The following is a 23,696-nucleotide window of genomic DNA, read 5'->3' on the forward strand; positions in this document are numbered from 1 at the left end:
CGCTCTCCACCTCAAGCGCCCACCGGCCAGGACCAGAACGCATCGCCCTCGGCCTCCAGGTTGCGGTTGAGCACCATCTTGTGGACCTCGTCCGCCCCGTCCACCAGCCGCGCCTGCCGGGCGTAGCGGTAGATCCACTCCAGCGGCGTATCGGTGGAATAGCCCCGGGCGCCGTTGATCTGGATCGCGACGTCGGCGGCGGCGTGGATCAGATTGGCCACGTGCACCTTGGCCATCGAGACTTCCTTGCGGGCGAAGCTCCCCTGGTCGAGCGCCCAAGCGGCCTTCATCACCAGCAGGCGGCCGATCTCGATCCGCATGGCAAGGTCTCCCAGCATCAGCTGGATGCTCTCGCGGTCGGCCAGCCGGATGCCGAAGCCGTGGCGCTCGCCCGCATAGGCCCGGGCGATCTCGACGCAGCGCTTCGACAGGCCGAGCCAGCGCATGCAATGGGTCAGACGCGCCGGGCCGAGGCGGATCTGCGTCAGCTTCAGGCCGTCGCCCTCGTTCATCAGGACGTTCTCGGCCGGGATCTCGAGCCCGTCGAACTGAAGCTCGCAATGCCCGCCATGCTCCTCCGGCCCCATGATCGGGATGCGCCGCAGGATCTCCCAGCCGGGCTGGTCCCGGTGGAACAGGAAGGCGGTCAGGCCTTTTCGCGCGTCGTCGGAGGTGCGGGCCATCAGGATGAAGTGGGCAGCCTCCTCGGCACCGGTGATGTACCATTTACGACCGGTGACCACGTAGGTGTCGCCGCGCCGCTCGGCCCGGGTCTGGATCATGCCGGGATCGGAGCCGCCGCCAGGGTGGGGCTCGGTCATGGCGAAGGCCGAGCGTACGTCGCCCGCCACGATCGGTGCCAGCCAGCGCGCTTTCTGCTCCGGGGTGGCGACCTTCTCCAGCACCATCATGTTGCCATCGTCCGGCGCCGCCGAATTGAACACGACCGGACCGAAGATCGAGCGGTTCATCGCCTCGTAGCAGACCGCCATGCCGACCTTGTCGAGGCCGGCGCCCCCGGTCTCCGGCTTCAGCTGAAGGCACCAGAGCCCCTGCTCCCGCGCCAGACCGCGCAGCCGGGCGAGTTCCGATAGCGCGATGTTGCCGTGGCCGTCATAGGCGGACGGCTCGGATTCGAGCGGCAGGATATGGGCATCCACGAAGGCCGCGATCCGCGCGCGGTATTCCTCCACGCGGGGCGAGATGGTGAAATCCATGGGTCGCGGCCTCTGGCGAATGCCTGTGCGCGGTCTTGAAGAGCGCCTGCCACTCGGCCTGGCACCCTCGGCTGTTCTCTCTACGATCTGGACTTGTCCAGGCAACCGCGAGGTGAGACGAAGTACGGTAGCTGTTCGGCGCCCTACAGCCGAGAGTGACAGGTCACCGCCGGCCGAACAGCCGCTCGATGTCCGACAACTTCAGCTCGATCGAGGTCGGGCGGCCGTGGTTGCACTGGCCGGAATTCGGCGTCGCCTCCATCTCGCGCAGGAGCGCGTTCATCTCTTCCGGCCTCAGGCGCCGGCCGGCGCGGACGGAGCCGTGGCAGCTCATGCGCGAGAGTACCGCGTCGAGCCGCCGGCCCAGCGCACCGCCCTCCGCGGCGGCTGCGCCGCCCTCCTCGTCGCCGCTCGCTTCGAGGGCGTCGAGGATGTCGGTGACGAGATCGCGCACCGACGCCCGGATCAGCGCGGCCGGCACCTCCCGGACCAGAACGGCCCCGGGGCCGAACGCCTCGATGGTCAGCCCGAGCCGGTCGAGGTCCGGCGCGGCGGCGACGAGACGGTCGGCCTCTTCGGGGCTCAACTCCACCACGTCGGGGATCAGCAGTCCCTGCCGGGCGATGCCACCCGCGGCCCGCTCGGCCTTCATCCGCTCGTAGACGAGGCGCTCATGGGCCGCGTGCTGATCGACGATCACGAGGCCATCGCGGGTCTGGGCGAGGATGTAGGTCTCGTGGATCTGCGCGCGGGCCGCCCCAAGGGGATGATCGATCGCCTCCGGCGCCTCGTCGAGCGGCCGGACATCCGCCTGCGGCGGGGCCGCCAGCTCGGGCCCTGCGAAGGCGGCTTGGGGCGCCTCCGCGAAACCACCCGCCTCGGACAAGGCATAGGCCGACTCCGCGGAGCGTGGCGCCGGTCGCCACGTCTGTGAGCCGCTGTAGCCCGCGGGCGCCGCCACTGAGGGCGCTCCGGCCGCGAACGGGCCCGGCCGCGTGGGCTGGAACAGGCTCGGCGCGGCCTGTCCGGTATGGATCGCGAGCGCCGGCCCGGCGGGACGCAGGGCGTCGAGGGTCCGCGCTGCACCCGTGGTGGCCGAGCGGACGCCGCCCCGGCGCAGGGCGTCGTGGATGGCGCTGACAATCAGCGCCCGCACCAGTCCCGGCTCGCGGAAGCGCACCTCGGTCTTGGCCGGATGGACGTTCACATCGACCCGTTCGGGATCGCACGTGATCACGAGACCGAGCACCGGGTGACGGTCCGAGGCCAGGGTGTCGGCGTAGGCGCCGCGCACGGCCCCGAGCAGCAGCCGGTCGCGCACCGGCCGGCCGTTGACCGCGAGATGGATGTGGGTCCCCGCGCCCCGGTGGTAGGTCGGCAAGCCGACCTGGCCGGTGACCGCGAAGCCCTCGCGGGCCAGCGAGACCGGCAGGGCGTTGGCGGCGAAGTCCGGTCCCAGCACCGCGGTGAGCCGGCGCAGATCCGCCTCGGGCCCGGTCTCGGCTGGCAGGACCAGGGGCTGGGCAGCATCGGCCCGCAGGGTGAAGCGGATCCCGGGCTGCGTGACGGCGAGCCGCCGCAGGGTTTCGGCAATCGCGGCGTTCTCGGCCCGGTCGGACTTGAGGAACTTCAGCCGAGCGGGGGTCGCGGCGAACAGCTCGGTCACCTCGATCCGGGTGCCGCGCTGCGCCGGCGCGGGGCGGACCGGGCCCTTCAGGCCCGCTTCGACGATCAGGCTCGCCCCCGCTTCGGCCTCCGGCGTTCGGCTTACGATGGCCAGCCGCGAGACCGCGCCGATCGAGGGCAGCGCCTCGCCGCGGAAGCCCAGCGTGTCGATCGCCGTCAGATCGCCCCCGGGGAGCTTCGAGGTGGCGTGGCGCTCGACCGCGAGGTCGAGGTCGTCCGGATTCATGCCGCGCCCGTCGTCGACCACGCGGATCAGCCGGCGGCCGCCCGCTTCGACGGTCACCTCGATCGACCGGGCGCCGGCATCGATGGCGTTCTCGACCAGTTCCTTCACGGCCGAAGCCGGGCGCTCCACCACCTCGCCCGCGGCGATGCGATCGACGAGCACGGGGTCGAGGCGGCGGACGGAGTGTACTTGGGTGGACATTGCCGGCGACGATAGACCCTCGCCGGCCTCGATCCAATCGGCGGCGTCGCTCAGGCGCGGTGCCGCGTCCCGCCGAGGGAGATCCGGCTGGCGCCGGCGCGCGTGCCGTGGCTCGGTGCCGCGTAGGGGCGGCGGGACAGGTCGTACAGGGCGTTGCCGACGACCCCGGCCGCCCGGCGCAGGGTTGCACCCTCGCATGTCGCGGCCACCCGGACACCGACCTCGTGCGTGTGGCTACGGCCGTAGAGCCACACGGCGAGCCGGGCGCGGGTCGCCTCCGGGATCCCGTCGAGCAGGAAGGCGGTGTCTTCGTGGTCGGCTTTGATCAGGCGTCCGACGGTCTCCGGTGGTACCGGGCAGTCGTGCGCAGGATCGTCGATGCTGAGGGGACGGACCTTCGTCATGGCGGACCTGACTGCTTTGATGCGTCAGGTTCACCGGTCTTGGTTAACGAAGACTGACCAGAATCAGAAACCGGCGGGCGGGCGCCGGCCCAATTTACAACGGCCGTCGCACCACGCGGGCGATCAGACCCACGATCCCCTCCCGGAACAGCAGCACGCACAGCACGAAGACGCAGCCCTGAATGATCGTCACCCAGGCGCCGAACTGGGCGAGGTAGGTCTCCATGGTGACGATCACCAAAGCGCCGACGATCGGCCCGAACACGGTGCCCATGCCGCCGACCAGGGTCATCAGCACCACCTCGCCCGACATCGACCAGTGGACGTCGGTGAGCGAGGCGAGCTGGAACACGATTGCCTTGGTGGAGCCAGCGAGCCCTGCCAGCGTCGCCGAGAGCACGAACACCGCAAGCTTGTACTGGCTCGCCCGGTAGCCCAGCGAGATCGCCCGGGGCTCGTTGTCGCGGATCGCCTTCAACACCTGCCCGAACGGCGAATGGATGATGCGGTAGATCAGCAGCATCCCGGCCATGAAGATCACGCAGACGAGGCCGTACATCGCCCGGTCGTCCGCGAGGCTGATCACGCCGAACAGATTGCCGCGGGGCACCGCCTGGATACCGTCCTCGCCGCCGGTGAACTTCGCCTGCAGGGAGAAGAAGAACGCCATCTGGGCGAGCGCGAGCGTGATCATCGAGAAGTAGATGCCCTGGCGACGAATCGCCAACGCGCCGAAGACGAGCCCGAACAGGGCCGCCGTGGCGGTTCCGCTGAGGATCGCGAGTTCGGGCGTGAAGCCGAGCTGCTTGGCCGTGTAGGCGCACAGGTAGCTCGCCATGCCGAAATAGGCGGCGTGTCCGAAGGAGAGCAGGCCGCCGTAGCCAAGCAGCAGGTTGAAGGCGAGCGCGAACAGCGCGAAGCACAGCACCTTCATCAGGTAGACGGGGTAGAGCACCAGCGGCGCCACGATCAGCAGCACGGCGATGCCGATGAAGATCAGGCGGTGAAGCGCCTTGTCGTCCCGGGTCGTCGGCAAGGCTGCGGCGATCGGGGCGGCGTCGATGGCGGCGGTGTCGGCCATGGGTGTCGAGCCTCTTCGCGGGTCAGGCCGTGCGCCCGAACAGGCCGGCGGGTTTGACGAGCAGCACCAGCACCATGATCACGAAGATCACGGTGGCCGACGCCTCCGGGTAGAACACCTTGGTCAGCCCCTCAACGAGGCCGAGGGCGAAGCCCGTGATCACCGAACCGATGATCGAGCCCATGCCGCCGATCACCACCACGGCGAACACCACGATGATGATGTCGGCGCCCATGTTGGGGTTCACCGAGTAGATCGGCGCGGCGAGCACGCCCGCGAAGCCCGCCAGCGCGACGCCGAACCCGTAGGTCAGCGTCAGGAACAGCGGCACGTTCACGCCGAAGGCCTGGACCAGGGTCGGGTTCTCGGTGGCGGCGCGTAGATAGGCGCCGAGCTTCGTCTTCTCGATCACGAGCCAGGTGGCGATGCAGACGGTGAGCGACGCCACGACCACCCAGGCCCGGTAGTTCGGCAGGAACATGAACGGCAGGCGCTGGCCGCCCGACAGCTCGGGCGGGATCGCGTAGGGCAGGCCCGAGACGCCGTACTGGTTGCGGAACAGGCCCTGGATGATCAGCGCCAGCCCGAAGGTCAGGAGCAGGCCGTAGAGGTGGTCGAGCTTGTAGAGCCGGGCGATCAGCAGCCGCTCCAGCACGATCCCGAAGGCGCCGACCACGAGCGGTGCCAGCCCCAGCGCCCACCAATAGCCGAGCCCGACATAGGTGAGCAGCATCCAGGCCACGAACGCGCCCATCATGTAGAGCGCGCCGTGGGCGAAGTTGATGATGTTCAGAAGCCCGAAGATGATCGCGAGCCCGAGCGACAGGATCGCGTAGAACGAGCCGTTGATCAGGCCGAGCAGCAACTGCCCGAACAGGGCCTGCATCGGCACACCGAAGATCGTTGTCATGGCCGGTCCCCGCGCTCCGATACCATGCTCAGCCCTTAACGAGGGGGCAGTTGCCCTCGTTGAGCGGGCGGAAGACCTGATCGCCCGGGATGGTCTCGAGCTTCTTGTACAGGTCCCACTCGCTCTTCGACTCGGCGGGCTTCTTGACCTCGAACAGGTACATGTCGTGGATCTTGCGCCCGTCGGCGCGGATCACGCCCTTGCCGAACAGCGGATCGTCCGTCGGCATCGCCTTCATCTTGGCGACCGTGGCCGCACCGTCGGCGGTCGATTTCGTCTCCGCCACCGCCTTCAGGTAGTGCAGCACGTCGGAATACACGCCGGCATGGTTGGCGGTCGGCTTCGAGCCGCCCTTCATCTGCTTGGCGAAGCGGTCCGAGAAGGCGCGGGTCTGGTCGTTCAGGTCCCAGTAGAACGGCTCGGTCAGCACCAGCCCCTGGGCGACCTTGGTGCCGAGCGAATGCACGTCAGAGGAGAAGACGAGTAGTCCGGCCAGCGCCTGCCCGCCTTCGGTGATGCCGAACTCGCCCGCCTGCTTGATCGAGTTGATCGTGTCGGTGCCGGCATTGGCGAGCCCGATCACCTTCGCGCCCGACCCTTGCGCCTGGAGCAGGAAGGACGAGAAGTCCGAGGTCGGGAACGGGGTCTTCACCGAGCCCAGGACCTTGCCGCCGTTCTTGGTGATCACCGCGCTGGTGTCGCGCTGGAGCGTCTGGCCGAACACGTAATCGGCGGTGAGGAAGAACCACGTGGTGCCGCCGCGCTTCACCATGGCGCCGCCCGTGCCGTTGGCGAGCGCCACGGTGTCGTAGACCCAGTGGATCGTGTTCGGCGTGCATTGCGGGCCGGTGAGGTCGGCGGTGCCGGCGCCGGTGTCAATGAAGACCTTGTTCTTCTCCTTGGTGACCTGGCTGATCGCCAAAGCCACCGAGGAGGTCACACCGTCCGTGATCATGTCGACGGCGTCGCGGTCGTACCATTGCCGGGCGATGGCCGCCCCGACATCCGGCTTGTTCTGGTGGTCGGCCGAGACGATCTCGACCTTCAGCCCGTGCTGCTCCGGCTTGAAATCCTCGACCGCGAGCTTGGCGGCCACGACCGAGCCCTCGCCGCTGATGTCCGAATAGGCGCCCGAGCGGTCACCGAGGATGCCGATCTTCACGGTGGTCTGCGCCGCTGCGGTGCCCATCATCAGGGCGCCCGCGAGGGCCGCGAGGGTGACGGGCCGGGCGATACGTCCGAACATACGCGTTTCCATCCACTATCGGCTTGACGATTGTCCGCCGGCCTGAATTCGGGACGCCGATCTCGGCGCTTCGACAGTATTCTTGGACAGCCTTCAGACGCCGAGATAGGCGTGCAGCTTGTCGATATTGGCGTCTAGCTCGGCGTTCGGGATCATGTCGACCACGCGCCCCTGCTCGATCACGAAATGCCGGTCCGCCAGCGTCTGGGCGAAGCGGAAGTTCTGTTCGACCAGGATGATGGTGTAACCCTGCCCCTTCAACTGCTGGATGGTCCGGCCGATCTGCTGGACGATGACCGGCGCGAGACCTTCGGTCGGCTCGTCGAGCAGGATCAGCTTGGCCCCGGTGCGCAGGATCCGGCCGATCGCCAGCATCTGCTGCTCGCCGCCCGAGAGCTTGGTGCCCTGGCTGCCGGCCCGCTCCTTCAGATTCGGGAACAGCGTGTGGATCTCGGCGACCGTCATGCCGCCGGGCTTCACCCGCGGCGGCAGCATCAGGTTCTCGTGGACCGTGAGGCTCGCGAAGATGCCGCGCTCCTCCGGCACGTAGCCGATGCCGAGGCGGGCGATGTTGCGCGAGGCCATCCGGACCGTCTCGACACCGTCGTAGACGATCGAGCCGGCGCGCTTGCCGAGGATGCCGATGATCGCCCGCAGCGTCGTGGTCTTGCCGGCGCCGTTGCGGCCGAGCAGCGTGATCACCTCGCCGGTCCGGACATCGATATCGATGCCGTGGAGCACGTGGCTCTCGCCGTACCAGCCCTCCAGGCCGCGGACGGTGAGGAGTGCGCCGGCTGCCACGGCGGGCGTGTATGCCTTCGCGGTCGCCTCAAGCATGTCCGGCCCCGATATAAGCCTCGATCACGCGGGAATCCTTGGAGACGGTGGCGTAATCGCCCTCGGCGAGCACCTGCCCGCGGGCCAGCACGGTGATACGATCCGACAGGGACGCCACCACCGACAGGTTGTGCTCCACCATCAGGATGGTTCGGCTTTTGGAGACCCGGCGGATGAGCTGCGCCGTGCGCTCGACGTCCTCGTGGCCCATGCCGGCCATCGGCTCGTCAAGCAGCAGCATCTCGGGATCAAGGGCCAGCGTCGTGGCAATCTCCAGCGCGCGCTTGCGGCCATAGGACAGTTCCACAGCGGGCACGTCAGCAAATTCGGACAGGCCGACATCCTCGACCAGCGCCAACGCCTCGCCGTTCAGCGCCCGGAGCACCCGCTCGGGCCGCCAGAAATCGAAGGAATCGCCGCGCCGCCGCCGCTGCAGGGCGATGCGGACGTTTTCCATCACGGTCAAATGGGGGAAGACGGCCGAGATCTGAAACGACCGCACGAGGCCCAGCCGGGCCACGTCGGCGGCCCTCAGGCCGGTGATGTCGCGATCCTTGTAGCGGATCGTGCCAGCAGTCGGGATCAGGAACTTGGTCAGCAGGTTGAAGCAGGTGGTCTTACCGGCCCCGTTCGGCCCGATGAGCGCGTGGATCGTCCCGCGCTCCACCTGCAGCGCCACGCCGTTCACGGCGCGGAAGCCGCGGAATTCCATCGTCAGGCCGTCGGTCGCCAGGATCACGTCCCGTGCCAAGCACGTTCCTCCCAAGGTGTGATTCTTGTTTTGAATCTTGCCGCCATATCGCCGAAGCGCAGCGGGTCCGTCCATCGCAAACGCGCGGCACGGCGCGACAATCCCCGGCTGGTATATCGGTGTCGCGTGTCGGGGACAGAACCAGCCGAAGCTTGACCACGCCGGGGAGGCTTTATAACTCAGACAAATTCGCCGCTTTAGCGGGAGGAAAACGCATGGCCCGTCACGCGGCCTATATCGCGGTCGACTGGGGCACCACCAACCGGCGCGCCTACGCGATGGCACCGGATGGGACGGTGCTGGAATCCCTGCGGGACGATCGCGGCGTGCTGAGCCTCGCGCGGGACGCGTACCCGGCCGAGATCGCGGCGTTGCGGGCGCGCCTGGGCGCGGAGCCGGTCATCGCGGTGGGCATGGTGGGATCGAGCCGCGGCTGGTGCGAGGCGCCCTACGTCGATGCGCCCGCCACGCTGGACCGGCTGGCCGCATCCTGCCGGGAAGCCGCGCCCGGCGTGCGCATCGTTCCCGGTGTCGCCCTGCGGGACGGCCGACGCCCCGACGTGATGCGGGGCGAGGAGATCCAGGTGCTCGGCGCGATCCACGCGGGCGCCGCACCGGCGACCGCGCTGTTCTGTCAGCCCGGCACACACAACAAGTGGATCGAGACGATCGACGGCGCCATCACGACTTTCACCACTGTGATGACCGGCGAACTCTTCGCACTGCTGCGCAGTCACGGAATCTTGGCCAGCATGCTTGATGGCGTTGTTTCGGACGGAGCCCCGTTCCGTCGCGGGCTTCACCGGGGGATCGCGTCCGGCAATCTCGCCGCGACCCTGTTCGAGGTCCGGGCCGGGCTGCTGCTCGACCGGCTCGAAGCGTCCGAGGCGGCGGCCTATGCCAGCGGCGTGCTGATCGGCGCGGATGTCGCGACCCGGGACGACCTGAGCCGCCGGCCGGTCCATCTGCTGGGCGGTGGCGCCCTGGCCGAGCTCTATGGTTTCGCGATCGCGGAGTTGGGTGGGACGTCCGTCATCGTGCCGGGCGGATCGACCACGGCCGGTATCCATGCCCTCTGGAGCCTGAACGCATGACGGTCCCCGAACGATTCGAAGCGGCCTTCGCCGCCTGTCCGCTGGTCGCGATCCTGCGGGGTTTGACGCCGGAGGAGGCGCCCGCGGTGGGCGATGCCCTCGTGGATGCGGGCTTCACGCTGATCGAGGTGCCGCTCAACTCGCCCGATCCGCTGCGCAGCATCGCACTCCTCGCCGAGCGCCTGGCCGGGCGCGCCCTTGTCGGGGCCGGAACGGTCCTTCAGCCCGCGCAGGTCGAGGCGGTCGGTGCGGCGGGTGGACGCCTGATCGTCTCGCCCAACGTGGACCCGGCGGTGATCCGCGCGACCCGCGCGCTCAGCCTGGTCTCCCTGCCCGGCTACCAGACGCCGACCGAGGCCTTCACGGCGCTCGCGGCCGGCGCAACTGCGCTAAAGCTGTTCCCGGCGGATGTCGCCTCGACGGCAGCGTTGCGGGCCCACCGGGCCGTGCTGCCCTCCGGAACCCGTGTCCTCGCCGTGGGCGGCGTGACGCCGGAGGGCATCGCCGCTTGGCGCGCGGCGAGCGCGGATGGCTTCGGCCTCGGCTCGAGCCTCTACCGTCCCGGCAAGGCGGCGGCCGATGTCGCGCGCGACGCGGCGGCTTTCGTGGCGGCGGTGCGAACATCCGCCTGAGGCGTTCTGCCCGGTGCGAGGTCCACGGCCAGCCCATCTTGGACCCGCGCCGGCAAACGCCTATCAGACAGCCGTCCCTGGACAATCGGGAGCGGCGTGATGGCGGACGAGATCGCGGTATCGGCCGAGGATGACGGGCTCGACCTCATCGAGACGCCCTGCCTCCTGCTCGACGCCGATCGGCTGGAAGCCAACGTCGCCACTCTGCGTGCGCGGCTCGACGGGCTCGGCGTGGCCCTGCGGCCGCATCTCAAGACCGCCAAGTCCCGCGACGTCGCCCGGATCGCCATGGCGAGCGAGGCGGGTCCCGCGACCGTCTCCACGCTTCGCGAGGCCGAGTACTTCGCCGAAGGCGGCGTCCGCGACATGATCTACGCCGTCGGGATCGCGCCGCAGAAACTCGAACGTGTCGGCTGGATCCGGCGGCATTGGCAGACCGATCTGGCGATCATCCTCGACTCGCTCGAGCAGGCGGAGGCCGTGGCGGCCTGGAACCGCCGCACCGGCGACCGCCTCCCGGTGCTGATCGAGGTCGACGCGGATGGCCACCGCTCCGGTGTGAAGCCGCAGGATTCGGAAACGCTCGTGGCGATCGGTCGCGTCCTTGCTGGGGAGGCCAGCCTGCGCGGCGTTCTGCTGCACGCCGGCGACAGCTATGGGCTGAGCGAGCCGGACGCGCTCCGGGCTGCCGCCGAGGCCGAGCGCGTGGCCGCGGTAATGGCGGCGGGATCGCTCCGGGACGCCGGCCTGCCCTGTCCGGTAGTCAGCGTCGGCTCCACCCCGACGGCGCGTTACGCCGAGACTCTGGACGGCATCACCGAGGTCCGCGCCGGCGTCTTCATGATCGGAGACCTGTTCCAGGCCGGCGTCGGCTCCTGCGCGGTGGCGGACATCGCACTCACCGTCCTGGCCACGGTGATCGGCCACCAGCGGGAGAAGGGCTGGATCATCACCGATGCCGGCTGGATGGCGTTGTCGCGCGACCGGGGCACGGCCCGGCAGGCGGTCGACCAGGGCTACGGCCTTGCGTGCGACCGCACCGGCCAGCCCTATCCAGACCTGATCGTCGCCGACGCCAATCAGGAGCACGGAATCCTGGCCCTGCGGAAAGGCTCGACGGCCGTCCTGCCCGATCTTCCGATCGGCGCGCGCCTGCGCATCCTGCCCAATCACGCCTGCGCCACGGGGGCGCAGCATGACCGCTACCATGCCATGGCGAGCGGCCGTCTCACCGGCGCGATCTGGCCGCGGATCAACGGCTGGTAGGGCTGATCGCCCCTCAAACCAACGTGACTGTCGTTCAGGGGTGCGCGCCGGGCGCGATGGCGCCCGTGATCACCGGTTCGCCGGCCACGACGGCGATCGCCGGTTGCGCCCGCTGCCGGTCGAGCTTGTCGGCCGATACGAGGGCGGCGGCGATCAGGGCCGCCACCGCCAGTGTCGCCTTCAGCACGTCCCAGACCCGCGCAAGCATGGACCCAACCTCAACGGCAACCGATTGCAGGGTGCGGATGCGTGGCGCAGGCCATCCGCAGTTCTGGCAGCCTGTGCTGCGAGGCTTGCGCAAACCTTACCAAGTCATCGGATCACCCCGGTTCATCCAACACTGATGCGGCGGCGCATCATTCTGGTGGAAGAACTCAGCGCCCTGCACCGGCCGAGGCGCTTGCGGCCTCGGCGGCCAGCGCTTCGAAGACCAGAGTGTGGCGCCGCGCCAGGGCCTCGACATCCGTCGCGTAGCCGCCGCCGATCACCGCCACGAGGGGGATTCCGCGGGCTCGGGCCTGAGCCACGACGAACCGGTCCCGGGCCAGCAGGCCCTCGTCGCTGAGGCAGAGTCGGCCCAACCGGTCATCCCGGTGCGGGTCGACGCCAGCGTTGTAGAAGACGAGATCCGGTCTTAACGCGTCGAGCAGCTGCGGCAGGCGGGCGCGCAGCACGGCGAGGTACGCGTCGTCACCGAGCCTGTCCGGCAGGCCGATATCCAGATCGCCGGCAATCTTCTGGGACGGGTAGTTGTTCTCGCAGTGAATGGAGAGCGTGAACAGGTCGGGGCACAGGGCCAGGCAATCGGCCGTGCCGTCGCCCTGATGGACGTCGAGGTCGACCACCAAAGCGCGCCGCACCAGCCCCTCGGCCTGAAGCGTCCGAGCCGCGACCGCCACATCGTTGAGCACGCAGAAGCCGGCTCCCTGCTGCCGGCGGGCGTGGTGGCTGCCGCCCGCGGCGCTGCCCGCGAGCCCCTCCGCAAGCGCCAGTCGGGCGGCCAGCAAGGTCCCGCCCACGGAGCTGCGCGAGCGCCGGACGACCGCAGCGTCGACCGGCAGCCCGATCGCCTTCTCGATGTCCCGGGACACGGTGCAGGTGATGACCGCCTCCACGTAAGCCGGATCGTGGGCGCGCAGCAGGATCTCCGCAGTGGCCGGCTCGGGCGTCACGAAGCCCAGTGGCGCGAGCCCCCTGGCGATCAGCGTCTCGGCCAGCAATCCGTATTTCCGCATCGGGAAGCGGTGACCCGCGGGCAGGCTGGCCTCGTAGGCAGGGTGGAAGGCAATCGGCGGAATCATGCCCCGGCGCCGAGATCGGCCAGGATGGCCCCGGCCAGCGCCGATCCGCTGTCATAGGCGGCCTCGATCCGCGCCCCGAGGCACCAGTCGCCGGCCGCGCCGAGCCGCAGGGCCGGATCGTAAAGGTTGCGCACCCCCAGGGGGCGCTCGACCTGGGCGTAGCGCCAGCGGTGGGCCTCCGCGTAAACCGGACGCAAGGCCGTGCCGAGATGACGTTCGGCCGCTTGGAGCAGCGCGGCGATGATTGCTTCCTTCGGCTCCTCGAGATGGTCGCGTGACCAATCGGCCGTCGCATGGATCGTCAGCCGTTCGCCCCCGGAGCGGCCCGGCTTCGACCCGTCGGCCGCGATCAGCCCGATCGGATCCGCCCGCGGTTCGATCAGGGCCTCCGTCACGGCGCCTTTCGCGGCGATCATCAGCGACCAGCACGGGGCGTAGGCCGCGCGCTCGGCGCCCGGAAGGGCGTATCCGGATGCGTCCAGCAGGGCTTCCACCTGCGGCGCGGGAAAGGTGATCGCCACGGCGTCGAAGGGACCATGGATCGCCTCCGCGGCAGCCTCGACCTGCCACGTCGTTCCGCTTCGGCAGATCCGGGTGATCGTCGTCTCGCTCGCGACGGGAAGCCCGGCCAGGAGATCCCTCACCGGCGCCGTCATAGCGGGCACGCCGACGTAACGCCCGGCGCCCACCCAGGGCGCCGCGATGCCGCGTCGCTCCCACTCGTTCAGCTGAGCCTCGAAGGCGGGCCCGTGCGCCCGCATGAACTGAGCGCCATGGTCGAACTGCATCGACCCGTGCCGGCGGGTCGCCATTCGTCCGCCGATGGCGCGTCCCTTGTCGAACACCTGCACGGTCAGTCCGGCTTGCGACAGCCTGCGGGCCGCCGCGGCTCCGGCCATGCCGGCCCCCAGGATCGCCACACTTCGACGGTCGCTCACGGCCCTGCCCTGGCTGCGGGGCGGCCTGGCTGGCCGCGTCTCGGTCCAGATAGGGCGGCCCCGATCGGGGACAGCGCGACGCTGCGTCCCGGAGCGACAGACGAGTCCGAACACCCGGTAGGTGGTGCATCACTCAGGACGCGCCGGCTTGGCTGGATCCGTGTTGGGAAGCGCACGTTCGGTCGGCTGGTGCGGGTAGAGGGAATCGAACCCCCACGCCTTGCGGCTGGCGATTTTGAGTCGCCCGCGTCTACCAATTCCGCCATACCCGCATGCACGGCGCTCATCGCACAGGTCCCATGCGCCGGCCAAGCGTATTTTTCGCGCGCGCCGGCGATCTGGCCAAGGCGTGGCACCTATGCTCAAAGGGCATCCGCTTCTTCAGTTCGGGAGATCGAATGCTCCGCCGGCTCTATGCGTGGATCCTGGCCCTCAGCGTCAGGCCCTCCGCGCCCTACGCGCTCGGCGCCGTGGCCTTCGCCGAAAGTTCGTTCTTCCCCGTACCGCCGGACGCGATGCTGGTACCGATGGCGGTCAGCCGACCCGATCGGGTCTGGCTCTACGCCACCATCGCGACCGTGGCGTCGGTCCTCGGCGGCCTCGTCGGCTACGCGATCGGCGCCCTGCTGTTCGATTCCGTCGGGGAATGGCTGATCCGCCTCTACGGGCTGCAGAATTCGGCCGCGACCTTCCAGGATTCCTACGCCCGATACGGGCATTGGGTGATCCTGCTGAAGGGGCTCACGCCGATCCCCTACAAGCTCGTCACGATCACGTCGGGCTTCGCCCATTACTCTCTGTTCTGGTTTTTCGTCCTGTCGGTCATCACCCGTGGCGCCCGATTCTTCATCCTGGCCGGTCTGCTCGGTCGCTACGGTGTCCAGATCCGCGGCGTCCTCGATCGGCATCTCAACGCGGTGGTGGCGATCTCCGTCGCTCTGATCGTCCTCGGGTTCCTGCTGTTCAAGGTGATCCTGTAGCCATGAATACGGCGGCCGCGCTTCGTCTCAAAACCGCCAGCCTATGGCTGGTGATTATTTCCGCCGCGACCCTCGGGGCCGTGTTGGTGATGCAGTACGGATACGGTTATTCGCCCTGCAAGCTGTGCCTGACCGAACGCCTGCCGTATTACGCGGCCGTACCGCTCGGTCTCATCGCGCTGTTTGCCCCGGAGCGCATCGCCCGGATGGCCCTCGGGCTCGCCGCCCTGGGCCTGCTCTACGGTGCCGGCATCGGCGTCTATCACGCGGGCGCCGAATGGGGCTTCTGGCCGGGGCCAACCGATTGCGGCGGGGGAACGGGTGCCAACCCCGGCCAGGTCGGCGACTTCCTGAACACCCTGCAGACCACCAAGGTGGTGGATTGCTCGGTGGCGGCCCTTCGGGTGCTTGGGGTCTCACTGGCCGGCTGGAACGCGCTTCTGGCGTTCCTGCTGGCCTCCCTGGCGGGAACCGCCGCGGTGCGGCGCTGAACGAATCGAAGTCGCGGTCGCCGATCCGGTTCTTGCCCGTCGGGCAAAGGTCCTAGTTGCGATCGTCCGGCAGGATCGGGATCGCGGCGACTTCGATTCCCTCATCGATCAGGGCACGCGCCTCGGCGGGGCTGGCCTCCCCGTAGATCGAGCGGCCTTCCGCCTCGCCGTAATGGATCTTACGCGCCTCCTCGGGGAAGCGTGGGCCGACATGCTCGGAATTCGACACGACGTGCTCGCGCAGGGCCTTCAACATCGCCCGGACCTGCCGCTCGGGCTCGGCGATCAGGGCCACGGGAGCCTCGGCCTGCGCCGGACGCGCGACCGGTCCCCGGTCGGTACGCGCGATGCTCGGCACCATCAGGGCCTTGCCGACCGCGGTGCTGTCGCAGACTGGGCAGGCCACGAGGCCGCGCGCCACTTGGGTGTCGAAGGAATCGGAGGACGGGAACCAGCTCTCGAAGCCGTGTCCGGCCTCGCAGACGAGACTGTACCGGATCATTCTTTTTCTTCGGGTGTCTACTGTGCGGCTTCGACCGGCCGGCCGACCCGCTCGACGGTGAATGCGCGCCCGTGCTTCAGCGACGGAATCCGCGCGCGCGCATCTGCGACCTGCGCCAAGTCGATCTCCGCCAGGATGAGGCCGGGCTCGTCCCCGCCCGCATCGGCGAGGATACGTCCCCAGGGATCGACGATGAGCGAGTGTCCGAAGGTCTCGCGCCCATCCTCGTGGACACCGCCCTGCGCCGCCGAGATCACGAAGGCGCCGGTTTCGATCGCCCGTGCCCGCTGCAAGACGTGCCAGTGCGCCGCCCCCGTCTGACGGGTGAAACAGGCCGGCGCGGTCAACACCTCGGCCCCCGCCTCCGCGAGGGCGCGGTACAGGCCAGGGAAGCGGATGTCGTAGCAGATCGTCAGGCCGATCGTGGCCAGCGACGTTTCGGCGGCCACCGCGCAGGCGCCGGCCGTATACGTCGCTGATTCGCGCCAGCGTTCACCGCTGGGTAGATCGACATCGAACAGATGCAGCTTGTCATAAGCCGCGACGATCGCGCCCTCGGCATCGATTAGGTAGGCGCGGTTGGCAATCTTATCGCCAGACCGCACCGCGATGGAGCCGACCTGCACCACCGTACTGGTCTCCCGCGCGGCCTCGCGCAAAGCTGCCAGCGTCGGATCCCGATCCTCGGTGGTGACGTTCGCGAACAGACGCTCGCGGCTGCGCTCCACCAGGGACGTCATTTCGGGCGTCTGCACGTAGGCCGCGCCCCGGGCGGCCGCATCGCGCACGCCCGCGACAGCCGCGTCACGGTTGGCGCCCGGGTCGCGGCCCGAGCGCATCTGGATGCAGGCGGCCGTGAACCGGGCCTCACGCATCGGCTGTGTCTTTCAGGAGGGGATCGAGCTTGCCGGCCCGGTCGAGGGCATAGAGGTCATCGCAACCGCCGACATGCGTGGCGCCCACGAAGATCTGAGGCACGCTGGTCCGGCCACCGGCCTTGCCGACCATCGTGGCGCGGGCGCCCTGAACGCGCTCGACATCGATCTCCTGGAAGGAGACGTCCTTCTGCTTCAGCAGGCTCTTGGCCGCCGAACAATAGGGACACCACGCCGTGGTGTAGATGGTGACCGGCTGCATGGCGTTCGAAGTCCCGCGCGTGACCACCCGACATATAGGTGAGCGCAGGCCGAATTGCCTATGTCCGCTTGGTCACAGGCTTAATCCGTCTCGACCGGACATCCGGCCGATCCGGGTATCCGTCAGGCCGCGAGAAGCTTCTCGACCTCGTTGACGAGGTCGCGCAGATGGAACGGCTTCGACAGGACCTTCGCGTCCTTCGGCGCCTTGGAATCGGGGTTCAGCGCCACGGCCGCGAAACCGGTGATGAACATGACCTTGATGTCGGGATCGAGCTCGGTGGCGCGCCGCGCCAACTCGATGCCGTCCATCTCGGGCATCACGATATCGGTCAGCAGCAGCTCGAACGGCTCCTCACGCAGCCGGTTGTAGGCCGAGAGGCCGTTGTCGAAGGACAGGACGTCGTAGCCCGCATTCTGCAACGCCTTCGCCAGAAACCGGCGCATGTCGTTGTCGTCTTCCGCCAGCAGGATTTTCATCGGCCGGATCCGAGCCTTCGTATCGTGGTGTTGATCCCATAAAGGGACGGGATGGTAAACAAGGTGTTAGGATTGTCGGCGAACCGCACGCTGCCTGTGTCGCCGATGGCAAGACAGACCGACGGCGCGGAGTGGACAGGCGAGCGAACGCGCACCACAGTGCGGATCTGCTGTGCTCCTTCCACCGCCGGGTTGTCCACGCATCGATGAGCGCTCCCGAATCGGTCAAGCCAGACGCCTTCGGATTCGCGCCACCCTTTGCAGTGGACGAACCCGCGACGCATATCCTGCCCTTCGTCTTCAATACCGGCCATTCCGGGGCCGTCTACCCCCCGCATTTCATCGCCGCGTCGCGCCTCGATGCCCTGGCCCTGCGCCGGTCGGAGGACGCGCATGTCGAGCGCCTGTTCGCACACGTGGTCGAACTCGGTGCGCCGCTGCTGCGGGCCAATTTCCCGCGCGCCTTCCTGGATGTGAATCGCGAGCCGTTCGAGCTCGACCCGCGGATGTTCGACGGGCGGCTGCCGCCCTTCGCCAACACCCGCTCGATGCGGGTTGCCGGCGGCCTGGGGACGGTTCCGCGCGTCGTCGCCGACGGTCAGGAGATCTATGCCCGGCGGCTCCCGGTCGAGGAGGCGACGGCGCGGATCGAGGGACTGTACAAGCCGTATCACCGGCTGCTGCGCAGCCTGCTCCAGCGCACCGCCAAGCACCACGGTCATTGCGTGCTGATCGACTGCCATTCCATGCCGTCATCGAGCCTGGGGCGCGACGCGGAGATGAAGGCCGACGTCGTGCTCGGGGACCGTTTCGGCACCGCCTGCGCGCCCGCGCTCATCGACGGGTTCGAAGCCGCCTTCCGCGCACGGGGCTTCCGCGTGGTGCGCAACAAGCCCTACGCGGGCGGCTTCATCACCGAGCATTACGGCGAGCCGAACCTCGGGCGTCATGCGCTGCAGATCGAGCTCAATCGCGCGCTCTACATGAATGAGAACAGCCTCGCGACGCATGCCGGGTTTCAGGGGCTGGTGGAGTCGCTGCGGGCCATCATCATGGACGTCGCATCCGATCTCGGTGATCTGACACCCCGCCGGATGGCAGCCGAATAACGCGCGCTCCCTCGGCAGCGCGACGATCCGTCAGCACGAAAGCCTGGGTAAAACAAAAAAGGCCACTCCCGAAGGAGCGGCCCGAAGTCTAGGGAGGAAACGCCCAAGAAGGGCTGCGGGACCGCGACGCCATCGCGATCTCGCAATGCACAAAATAAAGTGCGGCGCACAAGACGCAAGGATAAAATCGCGGACCGGGCCGCATCCGACGCATACCTGCCTCCCGCGACAGGCCGGGAACCGGATCGCGGTAGAGCCGATGCGGCACTCGGTCAGCCATGTTCCTTCAGCAGCTTGGCGATCTCGGCCTTGAGCGGATTAACCAAATCCTTGCGCTCCAGGGCATAGGCGAGGTTCGCAACCAGGAAGCCGAGTTTGGATCCGGTGTCGTAGGTCCGGCCCTCGTAACGCATGCCGTAGAAGTCCTGCGTTCCCATCAGGTCGATCATGGCATCCGTGAGCTGAATTTCGCCGCCCGCGCCCTTCTTGCCGTGCTCGAGAATGCCGAAGATCTCAGGCTGCAGGATGTAGCGCCCGGAGATGATGTAGTTCGATGGCGCGGTGCCCTGCTTGGGCTTCTCGACCATGCCGGTAATTTGGAAGGACTGGCCGAAGGTCTCGCCGACGCTGACGATCCCGTACTGATGCGTCTCCTCCGGGGCGACTTCCTCAACCGCGATGACGTTGCCGCCGTGGCGCTCGTAGGTCGCCAGCATCTGCTGCATGCAGCCGCGGCTGAGCATGTCCGGCAGCAGCACCGCGAAGGGTTCGTCACCGATGATCTCGCGGGCGCACCACACCGCGTGGCCCAACCCGAGTGGGGCCTGCTGGCGGGTGAAGCTCGTCTGCCCCGCCTTCGGCAAATCCTTCTTGAGGTCCTCGTAGGCGGCGGTCTTTCCGCGCTCCTGGAGGGTGTGGTCGAGCTCGTAGGCGATGTCGAAATGATCTTCGATGACCGCCTTGCCGCGTCCCGTCACGAAGACGAAATGCTCGATGCCGGCCTCCCGGGCCTCATCGACGACGTGCTGAACGACCGGCCGGTCGACGACCGTAAGCATTTCCTTCGGGACCGCCTTGGTCGCTGGCAGGAAGCGCGTGCCCAGGCCCGCGACGGGCAGGACGGCCTTGCGGATCGGTTTCATCGATCGGTAACCCCAAGGACTGAATGAAACGACGTGAACAACGATAAAGAACGACTGGCTGGACGCGCCCCATGCCGGAGCGGGCCCACATTTCCGGCGGGCGCCGCAGTGAGACAGGCTAATGCGGCGCGTCGCAAGACCCCAATGTGGATAGTATGGGGCAGTGTGCCGTAAATATAGCGTCTGCAACCACGTAAGCAGGCTTAAAGGGCTCTCCGCCAAAGTGGACGCCGGTTGGGCGCAAGAGCGCGTCAAAACAGAGGTTAAGAGCCGCGCGTGATTGCAATGCGATCGAGTACGGCCCTAATGGCGGCGGCATCGAGGGGGTGACATGGCGGTCCTAGTAACGGGCGGTGCCGGATATATCGGCAGCCATATGGTTTTGGCGCTGCTCGACGCCGGCCACGAGGAGGTCGTGGTTCTCGACGATCTCTCGACCGGCTTCGACTGGGCCGTGCCGGAAGGCGTCAAGCTCGTGGTGGGCGACGTGGCGGACCAAGCCCTCGTCACCCAGACCATCCTGCAGCATCGCATCGACGCGCTGGCCCATTTCGCCGCCAAGATCGTGGTCCCCGAATCCGTGTCGGACCCGCTCGGCTACTACCTCGCCAACACCGTAAAGACCCGCTCGCTGATCGAGGCCGCGGTCCGCGCCGGCGTGCGCCACGTGATCTTCTCCTCGACGGCGGCGGTCTACGGCGAGCCGGAGGTCGTGCCGGTCCCCGAGGATCTGCCGCTGAAGCCGATCAACCCCTATGGCCGCTCGAAGCTGATGAGCGAGTGGATGATCGCCGACGCGGCAGCGGCCCACGACTTCACCTATGTGATCCTGCGCTATTTCAACGTCGCGGGCGCCGACCCCCAGGGCCGGTCCGGGCAGTCGACGCCGAACGCGACCCATCTGATCAAGGTCGCCACGCAGGCGGCGCTCGGCCAGCGCGAGCGGCTCGACGTCTACGGCACCGACTACCCGACGCCCGACGGCTCGTGCCTGCGCGACTACATCCAGGTCTCGGACCTCGCCGAGGCGCACCGGGTCGCGCTCGATCATCTGCGCTCGGGCGGCGACAGCCTGACGCTGAATTGCGGTTACGGGCGCGGCTACTCGGTGCTCGACGTCATCGAGGTGGTGAAGCGGATTTCCGGTCGCGACTTCGCGGTGCGGCTGTGTCCGCGGCGGCCCGGCGATCCGGCCCAGATCGTGGCCGAGGCGGGGTTGATCCGGGACCGTCTGGGCTGGCGTCCGCAACACGACGATCTCGACGCGATCGTGGGTCAGGCGCTCGCCTGGGAGGACCGCCTCGCCAAGCGCAACCGGATCTGACCGGGTGCTGTCGCGGAGGGCGTTGCTCGCGGCCAGCCTGTGCCTTCCGGGGGTTGCGCGGGCGAAGGACGGTGCGGGCGCCGACAGTGCCTTCCGGGCCTTCGTCACCGCCCTGCGCCCCGATGCGGCAGCTCGCGGCGTGACACCTCAGACCTTCGATGCAGCCTTTCGCGGGATCGTGGCTCCAGATGCTGCGATCCTGGCGCGGACGCGTCGGCAGAGCGAGTTCGTCCGGCCAGTCTGGGATTATCTGGTCAATGCGGCCTCGGCCGGCCGGATTGCTCGGGGCCGTGCGCGTGCCGCCGCGCTGGGCTCGACGCTCCGGGGGATCGAGACGCGGTACGGCCTGCCTGGCCCGGTGGTGCTGGCGATCTGGGGCATTGAATCCGATTTCGGCGCCAGTGCGGGCGATGTCCCGACGATCCGCGCCCTCGCGACGCTGGCGCAAGCGGGCCACCGGGGTACCCTGTTCCGCGACGAGCTGCTGGCGGCTCTCACCATCCTGCAGCGGGGCGACATCACACCGGCGCGGATGAGCGGAAGCTGGGCGGGGGCCATGGGTCAGGTCCAGTTCCTGCCCTCCACCTATCTCGCGCACGCGGTCGATTTCGATGGCGACGGCCATCGCGACATCTGGACCAGCGCCCCCGACTCGCTCGCCTCCATCGCAGCCTATCTCAAGGATCTCGGCTGGAATCCGGCCCTGTCCTGGGGATACGAGGTGCGCCTGCCGGAGGGCTTCGATCTGGCGCGCTACACCGACGACCTTTCGGCCTTCGCCGACCGGGGCGTTCGACGCACGGATGGCAGTCCGCTGCCGGCACGGGGGCGTGCCAGCCTGTTTCTGCCGGGCGGGCTCGGGGCGCCGGTCTTTCTGATCACCGACAATTTCGAGGTGATCCGGGGCTACAACACCTCGGATTCCTACGCACTGGCCGTAGGCCATCTCGCCGACCGCCTCGGGGGCGGCCCGGCGCTGGCCGCGTCCTGGCCTGCGGGGCCGAGCCTCGACGGGTCGGGATTGCGCGCGCTTCAGGCCGGCCTCGCCGCGGGAGGCTTCTATGATGGTCCGGCGGATGGCCGTGCCGGGCCCAAGCTCCGCGAGGCGGTGCGGCGCTATCAGATCAGCGTGGGCCTGCCCGCGGACGGCTACGCGACCGCTGCCCTTCTCGCCCGCGTCGCCGGTCGATGAACGCGCCGGCTCCGCCCGCGAGCACATTTAGACCCGGCAACCACTTCGCCCTATAGTGCAGCGGTTTCGGACGGCTCCGTTCGTTGTGAAGAGTGCGGGATACGCATGAACGTCGCTGGTCGCTGCGGCTCAAGACGGCCGGTGCATCTGGGTCTCGCCACTGCGCTCTGGCTCTGTGCCCTTCCGCTGCTCGGCGGCGCCCCCGCCTTCGCGCAATGGGGCGACGGCTATCAGCAGCCCGGCAATGGCACCTACTATGAGGCGCCCCCACGCCGTCGCCCCCGGGACGCCTATTACCGGGATGACGGAAGCTATGGGCGCCAGCCCCGCGCCGCGCCGCCGCAGGAGGCGCCGCGCCAGTTCTACTGGCCCTGGGAGGACCGGCCGCAACCCGTCGCGCCCCCGCCCGAGCGGACCTACCGGGCCCCGCGTCCCCGCAACAGCTACAGTCCCGCCGAGGCCCAGCGGCCAATACCCGCGATCAAACGCCGGGTGCGCCCCGCCCGGGCTCCGACGCCACCGAAGCCCGCCATCGCCAAGACCGAGCCTCATGTGCAGATCGCCGTGTTCGGCGATTCCCTGGCGGATCATCTGGCGAAGGGCCTCGACGACGTCTTCGAGGACAACGCCGATGTCGCTGTGATCGACCGCGCCAAGGGCGACAGCGGGCTCGTCCGCCAGGACGTGATCGACTGGCCGAAGGTGGCCCAGGATTACCTCCAGACGAACCCAAAGGTTCGCTACGCCCTTGTGATGCTGGGCGCCAACGACCGGCAGCCGATCCGAGACGGCGAAGAGACCGTCGATCCTCTAACCGATCGCTGGCGCACCCTGTACCGGGCGCGGGTCGATGCGCTCATCAAGGTGTTCACCGACCGCAAGCTGCCGCTGGTCTGGGTCGGGCTGCCGCCCGTGCAGAGCGAGTCGCTGAGCCGCGATTTGGCTGCGATCAACGACATCGTGCGCGACAGCGTGACCAAGGCGGGCGCGACCTATGTCGATATCTGGCCGGGCTTCGTCGACGATCGGGACCGTTACGCGGCCTCCGGGCCCGACCCCGAAGGCCAGATCGCCAAGCTCCGCACCGCCGACGGCGTTCATTTCACGAAGGCCGGCGGCCGGAAGCTCGCGCATTTCGCCGATGTCGAGCTCAAGCGCCTGATGGGCACCGCGCCGGCGCCGGCCGATCAACCGTCCGCCACCGTGGCCCCGAGCGGGCTACCCGCGGTCGTCGCCCCGAGCCTCGACGGGACCGGGCAGTCCACCGACACGGCGGCAATTGATCGGCAGATCACCGCGATGCTGCCGAGCCTGCCGGAACCCCCCGGTGTCCCGGCGCTGCCGGTCAAGCCCGCGGCCGGGCCCGTCATTCCGCTGAGCCGGACGGAAGTCTCGCCCGGCGGCTCCCTGCTGACCGGGCGCCCGCGGGATGCGGACAATCTCGGGACGGTCGAGCGAACGCTGCTGCGCGGGAACGCGCCGATGCCGCAGCCCGGGCGGGCCGACGATTTTCGCTGGCCCCCAGGCTGAAGCCGTTACCGGCCTGAGAT

Annotated in this window: 25 protein-coding genes and 1 tRNA gene; 9 read left to right on the forward strand and 17 right to left on the reverse strand. The window is 68.6% G+C overall.

Annotated features, from left to right (window positions below; genetic code table 11):
- Positions 1 to 11: 11 nt before the first annotated feature.
- The 8 genes from MKK84_RS15710 to MKK84_RS15745 form a co-directional block, all read right to left on the reverse strand.
- Positions 12 to 1,217 (reverse strand): acyl-CoA dehydrogenase family protein, encoded by a 1,206-nt coding sequence (locus MKK84_RS15710; RefSeq protein ID WP_243921190.1) that lies wholly within the window; start codon positions 1,215 to 1,217, stop codon positions 12 to 14.
- 163 nt (positions 1,218 to 1,380) lie between these two features.
- Positions 1,381 to 3,330, reverse strand: coding sequence for a DNA mismatch repair endonuclease MutL (gene mutL / locus MKK84_RS15715; RefSeq protein WP_243921192.1), 1,950 nt, complete (start codon positions 3,328 to 3,330; stop codon positions 1,381 to 1,383).
- Between the two features lie 50 nt (positions 3,331 to 3,380).
- Positions 3,381 to 3,734, reverse strand: coding sequence for a hypothetical protein (locus MKK84_RS15720; RefSeq protein ID WP_243921194.1), 354 nt, complete (start codon positions 3,732 to 3,734; stop codon positions 3,381 to 3,383).
- A gap of 94 nt (positions 3,735 to 3,828) precedes the next feature.
- Complete coding sequence (locus MKK84_RS15725; RefSeq protein WP_243921196.1) at positions 3,829 to 4,815, reverse strand: branched-chain amino acid ABC transporter permease; 987 nt, start codon at positions 4,813 to 4,815, stop codon at positions 3,829 to 3,831.
- Between the two features lie 22 nt (positions 4,816 to 4,837).
- Positions 4,838 to 5,725, reverse strand: a complete 888-nt coding sequence (locus MKK84_RS15730; RefSeq protein WP_243921198.1) for a branched-chain amino acid ABC transporter permease — start codon at positions 5,723 to 5,725, stop codon at positions 4,838 to 4,840.
- 28 nt (positions 5,726 to 5,753) lie between these two features.
- Positions 5,754 to 6,971 (reverse strand): ABC transporter substrate-binding protein, encoded by a 1,218-nt coding sequence (locus MKK84_RS15735; RefSeq protein ID WP_243921200.1) that lies wholly within the window; start codon positions 6,969 to 6,971, stop codon positions 5,754 to 5,756.
- 93 nt (positions 6,972 to 7,064) lie between these two features.
- On the reverse strand, positions 7,065 to 7,808 hold the full coding sequence (locus tag MKK84_RS15740; protein WP_243921202.1) for an ABC transporter ATP-binding protein: 744 nt from the start codon (positions 7,806 to 7,808) through the stop codon (positions 7,065 to 7,067).
- Complete coding sequence (locus MKK84_RS15745; RefSeq protein ID WP_243921204.1) at positions 7,801 to 8,559, reverse strand: ABC transporter ATP-binding protein; 759 nt, start codon at positions 8,557 to 8,559, stop codon at positions 7,801 to 7,803. Before MKK84_RS15745 ends, MKK84_RS15740 begins: the two co-directional genes overlap by 8 nt.
- Before the next feature lie 215 nt (positions 8,560 to 8,774).
- On the opposite strand from MKK84_RS15745, the gene MKK84_RS15750 reads away from it, so the two are divergent.
- From MKK84_RS15750 to MKK84_RS15760, 3 genes are all read left to right on the forward strand, one after another.
- Positions 8,775 to 9,653 carry a 2-dehydro-3-deoxygalactonokinase gene (locus MKK84_RS15750; RefSeq protein ID WP_243921206.1) on the forward strand — a complete coding sequence of 293 codons (879 nt, stop codon included), beginning with the start codon at positions 8,775 to 8,777 and terminating at the stop codon, positions 9,651 to 9,653.
- Positions 9,650 to 10,285 (forward strand): 2-dehydro-3-deoxy-6-phosphogalactonate aldolase, encoded by a 636-nt coding sequence (locus tag MKK84_RS15755; protein ID WP_243921208.1) that lies wholly within the window; start codon positions 9,650 to 9,652, stop codon positions 10,283 to 10,285. Before MKK84_RS15750 ends, MKK84_RS15755 begins: the two co-directional genes overlap by 4 nt.
- A gap of 99 nt (positions 10,286 to 10,384) precedes the next feature.
- Positions 10,385 to 11,551, forward strand: coding sequence for an alanine racemase (locus MKK84_RS15760; protein WP_243921210.1), 1,167 nt, complete (start codon positions 10,385 to 10,387; stop codon positions 11,549 to 11,551).
- 34 nt (positions 11,552 to 11,585) lie between these two features.
- Here the strand turns inward: MKK84_RS15760 and MKK84_RS15765 are convergent, their stop codons facing one another.
- The 4 genes from MKK84_RS15765 to MKK84_RS15780 all read right to left on the reverse strand — a co-directional run bounded on the left by MKK84_RS15765 (position 11,586) and on the right by MKK84_RS15780 (position 14,062).
- Positions 11,586 to 11,759: a hypothetical protein gene (locus MKK84_RS15765; protein ID WP_243921212.1), complete on the reverse strand. Its 174-nt coding sequence runs from the start codon at positions 11,757 to 11,759 to the stop codon at positions 11,586 to 11,588.
- 166 nt (positions 11,760 to 11,925) lie between these two features.
- Positions 11,926 to 12,852, reverse strand: coding sequence for a histone deacetylase (locus MKK84_RS15770; RefSeq protein ID WP_243921214.1), 927 nt, complete (start codon positions 12,850 to 12,852; stop codon positions 11,926 to 11,928).
- Positions 12,849 to 13,790: an NAD(P)/FAD-dependent oxidoreductase gene (locus MKK84_RS15775; protein WP_243921216.1), complete on the reverse strand. Its 942-nt coding sequence runs from the start codon at positions 13,788 to 13,790 to the stop codon at positions 12,849 to 12,851. The genes MKK84_RS15770 and MKK84_RS15775 overlap by 4 nt, the downstream gene beginning before the upstream one ends.
- A 187-nt stretch (positions 13,791 to 13,977) precedes the next feature.
- Positions 13,978 to 14,062: transfer RNA gene (locus MKK84_RS15780), tRNA-Leu, on the reverse strand.
- 126 nt (positions 14,063 to 14,188) lie between these two features.
- Here MKK84_RS15780 and MKK84_RS15785 point away from each other — a divergent pair.
- Both MKK84_RS15785 and MKK84_RS15790 read left to right on the forward strand, forming a co-directional pair.
- Positions 14,189 to 14,770, forward strand: a complete 582-nt coding sequence (locus MKK84_RS15785; protein ID WP_243921218.1) for a YqaA family protein — start codon at positions 14,189 to 14,191, stop codon at positions 14,768 to 14,770.
- Positions 14,771 to 14,772: 2 nt separating this feature from the next.
- On the forward strand, positions 14,773 to 15,261 hold the full coding sequence (locus tag MKK84_RS15790) for a disulfide bond formation protein B (RefSeq protein ID WP_243921220.1): 489 nt from the start codon (positions 14,773 to 14,775) through the stop codon (positions 15,259 to 15,261).
- A gap of 52 nt (positions 15,262 to 15,313) precedes the next feature.
- Here the strand turns inward: MKK84_RS15790 and MKK84_RS15795 are convergent, their stop codons facing one another.
- The 4 genes from MKK84_RS15795 to cpdR all read right to left on the reverse strand — a co-directional run bounded on the left by MKK84_RS15795 (position 15,314) and on the right by cpdR (position 17,379).
- Positions 15,314 to 15,763 (reverse strand): DUF1178 family protein, encoded by a 450-nt coding sequence (locus tag MKK84_RS15795; RefSeq protein ID WP_243921222.1) that lies wholly within the window; start codon positions 15,761 to 15,763, stop codon positions 15,314 to 15,316.
- Positions 15,764 to 15,780: 17 nt separating this feature from the next.
- The gene (locus MKK84_RS15800) at positions 15,781 to 16,638 is read right to left on the reverse strand and encodes a carbon-nitrogen hydrolase family protein (RefSeq protein ID WP_243921225.1); all 858 of its coding nucleotides are present in this window, start codon (positions 16,636 to 16,638) and stop codon (positions 15,781 to 15,783) included.
- Positions 16,631 to 16,900, reverse strand: a complete 270-nt coding sequence (gene grxC / locus MKK84_RS15805; protein WP_243921227.1) for a glutaredoxin 3 — start codon at positions 16,898 to 16,900, stop codon at positions 16,631 to 16,633. Before grxC ends, MKK84_RS15800 begins: the two co-directional genes overlap by 8 nt.
- 122 nt (positions 16,901 to 17,022) lie before the next feature.
- Positions 17,023 to 17,379 carry a cell cycle two-component system response regulator CpdR gene (cpdR, locus tag MKK84_RS15810; RefSeq protein WP_003603128.1) on the reverse strand — a complete coding sequence of 119 codons (357 nt, stop codon included), beginning with the start codon at positions 17,377 to 17,379 and terminating at the stop codon, positions 17,023 to 17,025.
- Positions 17,380 to 17,585: 206 nt separating this feature from the next.
- On the opposite strand from cpdR, the gene MKK84_RS15815 reads away from it, so the two are divergent.
- On the forward strand, positions 17,586 to 18,488 hold the full coding sequence (locus tag MKK84_RS15815; RefSeq protein WP_243921229.1) for an N-formylglutamate amidohydrolase: 903 nt from the start codon (positions 17,586 to 17,588) through the stop codon (positions 18,486 to 18,488).
- Between the two features lie 272 nt (positions 18,489 to 18,760).
- Here MKK84_RS15815 and MKK84_RS15820 read toward each other — a convergent pair whose 3' ends face one another.
- Entirely contained in the window at positions 18,761 to 19,630 is an 870-nt protein-coding gene (locus tag MKK84_RS15820; RefSeq protein ID WP_243921231.1) for a UTP--glucose-1-phosphate uridylyltransferase, read from the reverse strand.
- Between the two features lie 331 nt (positions 19,631 to 19,961).
- Between MKK84_RS15820 and galE the strand changes: the two genes are divergently transcribed.
- From galE to MKK84_RS15835, 3 genes are all read left to right on the forward strand, one after another.
- A complete protein-coding gene (galE, locus tag MKK84_RS15825) occupies positions 19,962 to 20,954 on the forward strand; it encodes a UDP-glucose 4-epimerase GalE (protein ID WP_243921233.1) in 993 nt (330 codons plus the stop codon).
- A 4-nt stretch (positions 20,955 to 20,958) separates the two neighbouring features.
- On the forward strand, positions 20,959 to 22,146 hold the full coding sequence (locus tag MKK84_RS15830) for a lytic murein transglycosylase (RefSeq protein ID WP_243921235.1): 1,188 nt from the start codon (positions 20,959 to 20,961) through the stop codon (positions 22,144 to 22,146).
- A gap of 105 nt (positions 22,147 to 22,251) precedes the next feature.
- Positions 22,252 to 23,676 carry a DUF459 domain-containing protein gene (locus MKK84_RS15835; RefSeq protein WP_243921237.1) on the forward strand — a complete coding sequence of 475 codons (1,425 nt, stop codon included), beginning with the start codon at positions 22,252 to 22,254 and terminating at the stop codon, positions 23,674 to 23,676.
- The last annotated feature ends 20 nt before the right edge of the window (positions 23,677 to 23,696 follow it).

Origin of the sequence: Methylobacterium sp. E-065 (genome assembly GCF_022829605.1) — a bacterium.
GTDB lineage: Bacteria > Pseudomonadota > Alphaproteobacteria > Rhizobiales > Beijerinckiaceae > Methylobacterium.

Coding starts and splice junctions, on each gene's coding strand:
- MKK84_RS15710 (WP_243921190.1), bottom strand. CDS start 1,217: ATGGATTTCACCATCTCGCCCCGCGTGGAGGAATACCGCGCGCGGATC.
- mutL (WP_243921192.1), bottom strand. CDS start 3,330: ATGTCCACCCAAGTACACTCCGTCCGCCGCCTCGACCCCGTGCTCGTC.
- MKK84_RS15720 (WP_243921194.1), bottom strand. CDS start 3,734: ATGACGAAGGTCCGTCCCCTCAGCATCGACGATCCTGCGCACGACTGC.
- MKK84_RS15725 (WP_243921196.1), bottom strand. CDS start 4,815: ATGGCCGACACCGCCGCCATCGACGCCGCCCCGATCGCCGCAGCCTTG.
- MKK84_RS15730 (WP_243921198.1), bottom strand. CDS start 5,725: ATGACAACGATCTTCGGTGTGCCGATGCAGGCCCTGTTCGGGCAGTTG.
- MKK84_RS15735 (WP_243921200.1), bottom strand. CDS start 6,971: ATGTTCGGACGTATCGCCCGGCCCGTCACCCTCGCGGCCCTCGCGGGC.
- MKK84_RS15740 (WP_243921202.1), bottom strand. CDS start 7,808: ATGCTTGAGGCGACCGCGAAGGCATACACGCCCGCCGTGGCAGCCGGC.
- MKK84_RS15750 (WP_243921206.1), top strand. CDS start 8,775: ATGGCCCGTCACGCGGCCTATATCGCGGTCGACTGGGGCACCACCAAC.
- MKK84_RS15755 (WP_243921208.1), top strand. CDS start 9,650: ATGACGGTCCCCGAACGATTCGAAGCGGCCTTCGCCGCCTGTCCGCTG.
- MKK84_RS15760 (WP_243921210.1), top strand. CDS start 10,385: ATGGCGGACGAGATCGCGGTATCGGCCGAGGATGACGGGCTCGACCTC.
- MKK84_RS15765 (WP_243921212.1), bottom strand. CDS start 11,759: ATGCTTGCGCGGGTCTGGGACGTGCTGAAGGCGACACTGGCGGTGGCG.
- MKK84_RS15770 (WP_243921214.1), bottom strand. CDS start 12,852: ATGATTCCGCCGATTGCCTTCCACCCTGCCTACGAGGCCAGCCTGCCC.
- MKK84_RS15785 (WP_243921218.1), top strand. CDS start 14,189: ATGCTCCGCCGGCTCTATGCGTGGATCCTGGCCCTCAGCGTCAGGCCC.
- MKK84_RS15790 (WP_243921220.1), top strand. CDS start 14,773: ATGAATACGGCGGCCGCGCTTCGTCTCAAAACCGCCAGCCTATGGCTG.
- MKK84_RS15795 (WP_243921222.1), bottom strand. CDS start 15,763: ATGATCCGGTACAGTCTCGTCTGCGAGGCCGGACACGGCTTCGAGAGC.
- MKK84_RS15800 (WP_243921225.1), bottom strand. CDS start 16,638: ATGCGTGAGGCCCGGTTCACGGCCGCCTGCATCCAGATGCGCTCGGGC.
- grxC (WP_243921227.1), bottom strand. CDS start 16,900: ATGCAGCCGGTCACCATCTACACCACGGCGTGGTGTCCCTATTGTTCG.
- cpdR (WP_003603128.1), bottom strand. CDS start 17,379: ATGAAAATCCTGCTGGCGGAAGACGACAACGACATGCGCCGGTTTCTG.
- MKK84_RS15815 (WP_243921229.1), top strand. CDS start 17,586: ATGAGCGCTCCCGAATCGGTCAAGCCAGACGCCTTCGGATTCGCGCCA.
- MKK84_RS15820 (WP_243921231.1), bottom strand. CDS start 19,630: ATGAAACCGATCCGCAAGGCCGTCCTGCCCGTCGCGGGCCTGGGCACG.
- galE (WP_243921233.1), top strand. CDS start 19,962: ATGGCGGTCCTAGTAACGGGCGGTGCCGGATATATCGGCAGCCATATG.
- MKK84_RS15835 (WP_243921237.1), top strand. CDS start 22,252: ATGAACGTCGCTGGTCGCTGCGGCTCAAGACGGCCGGTGCATCTGGGT.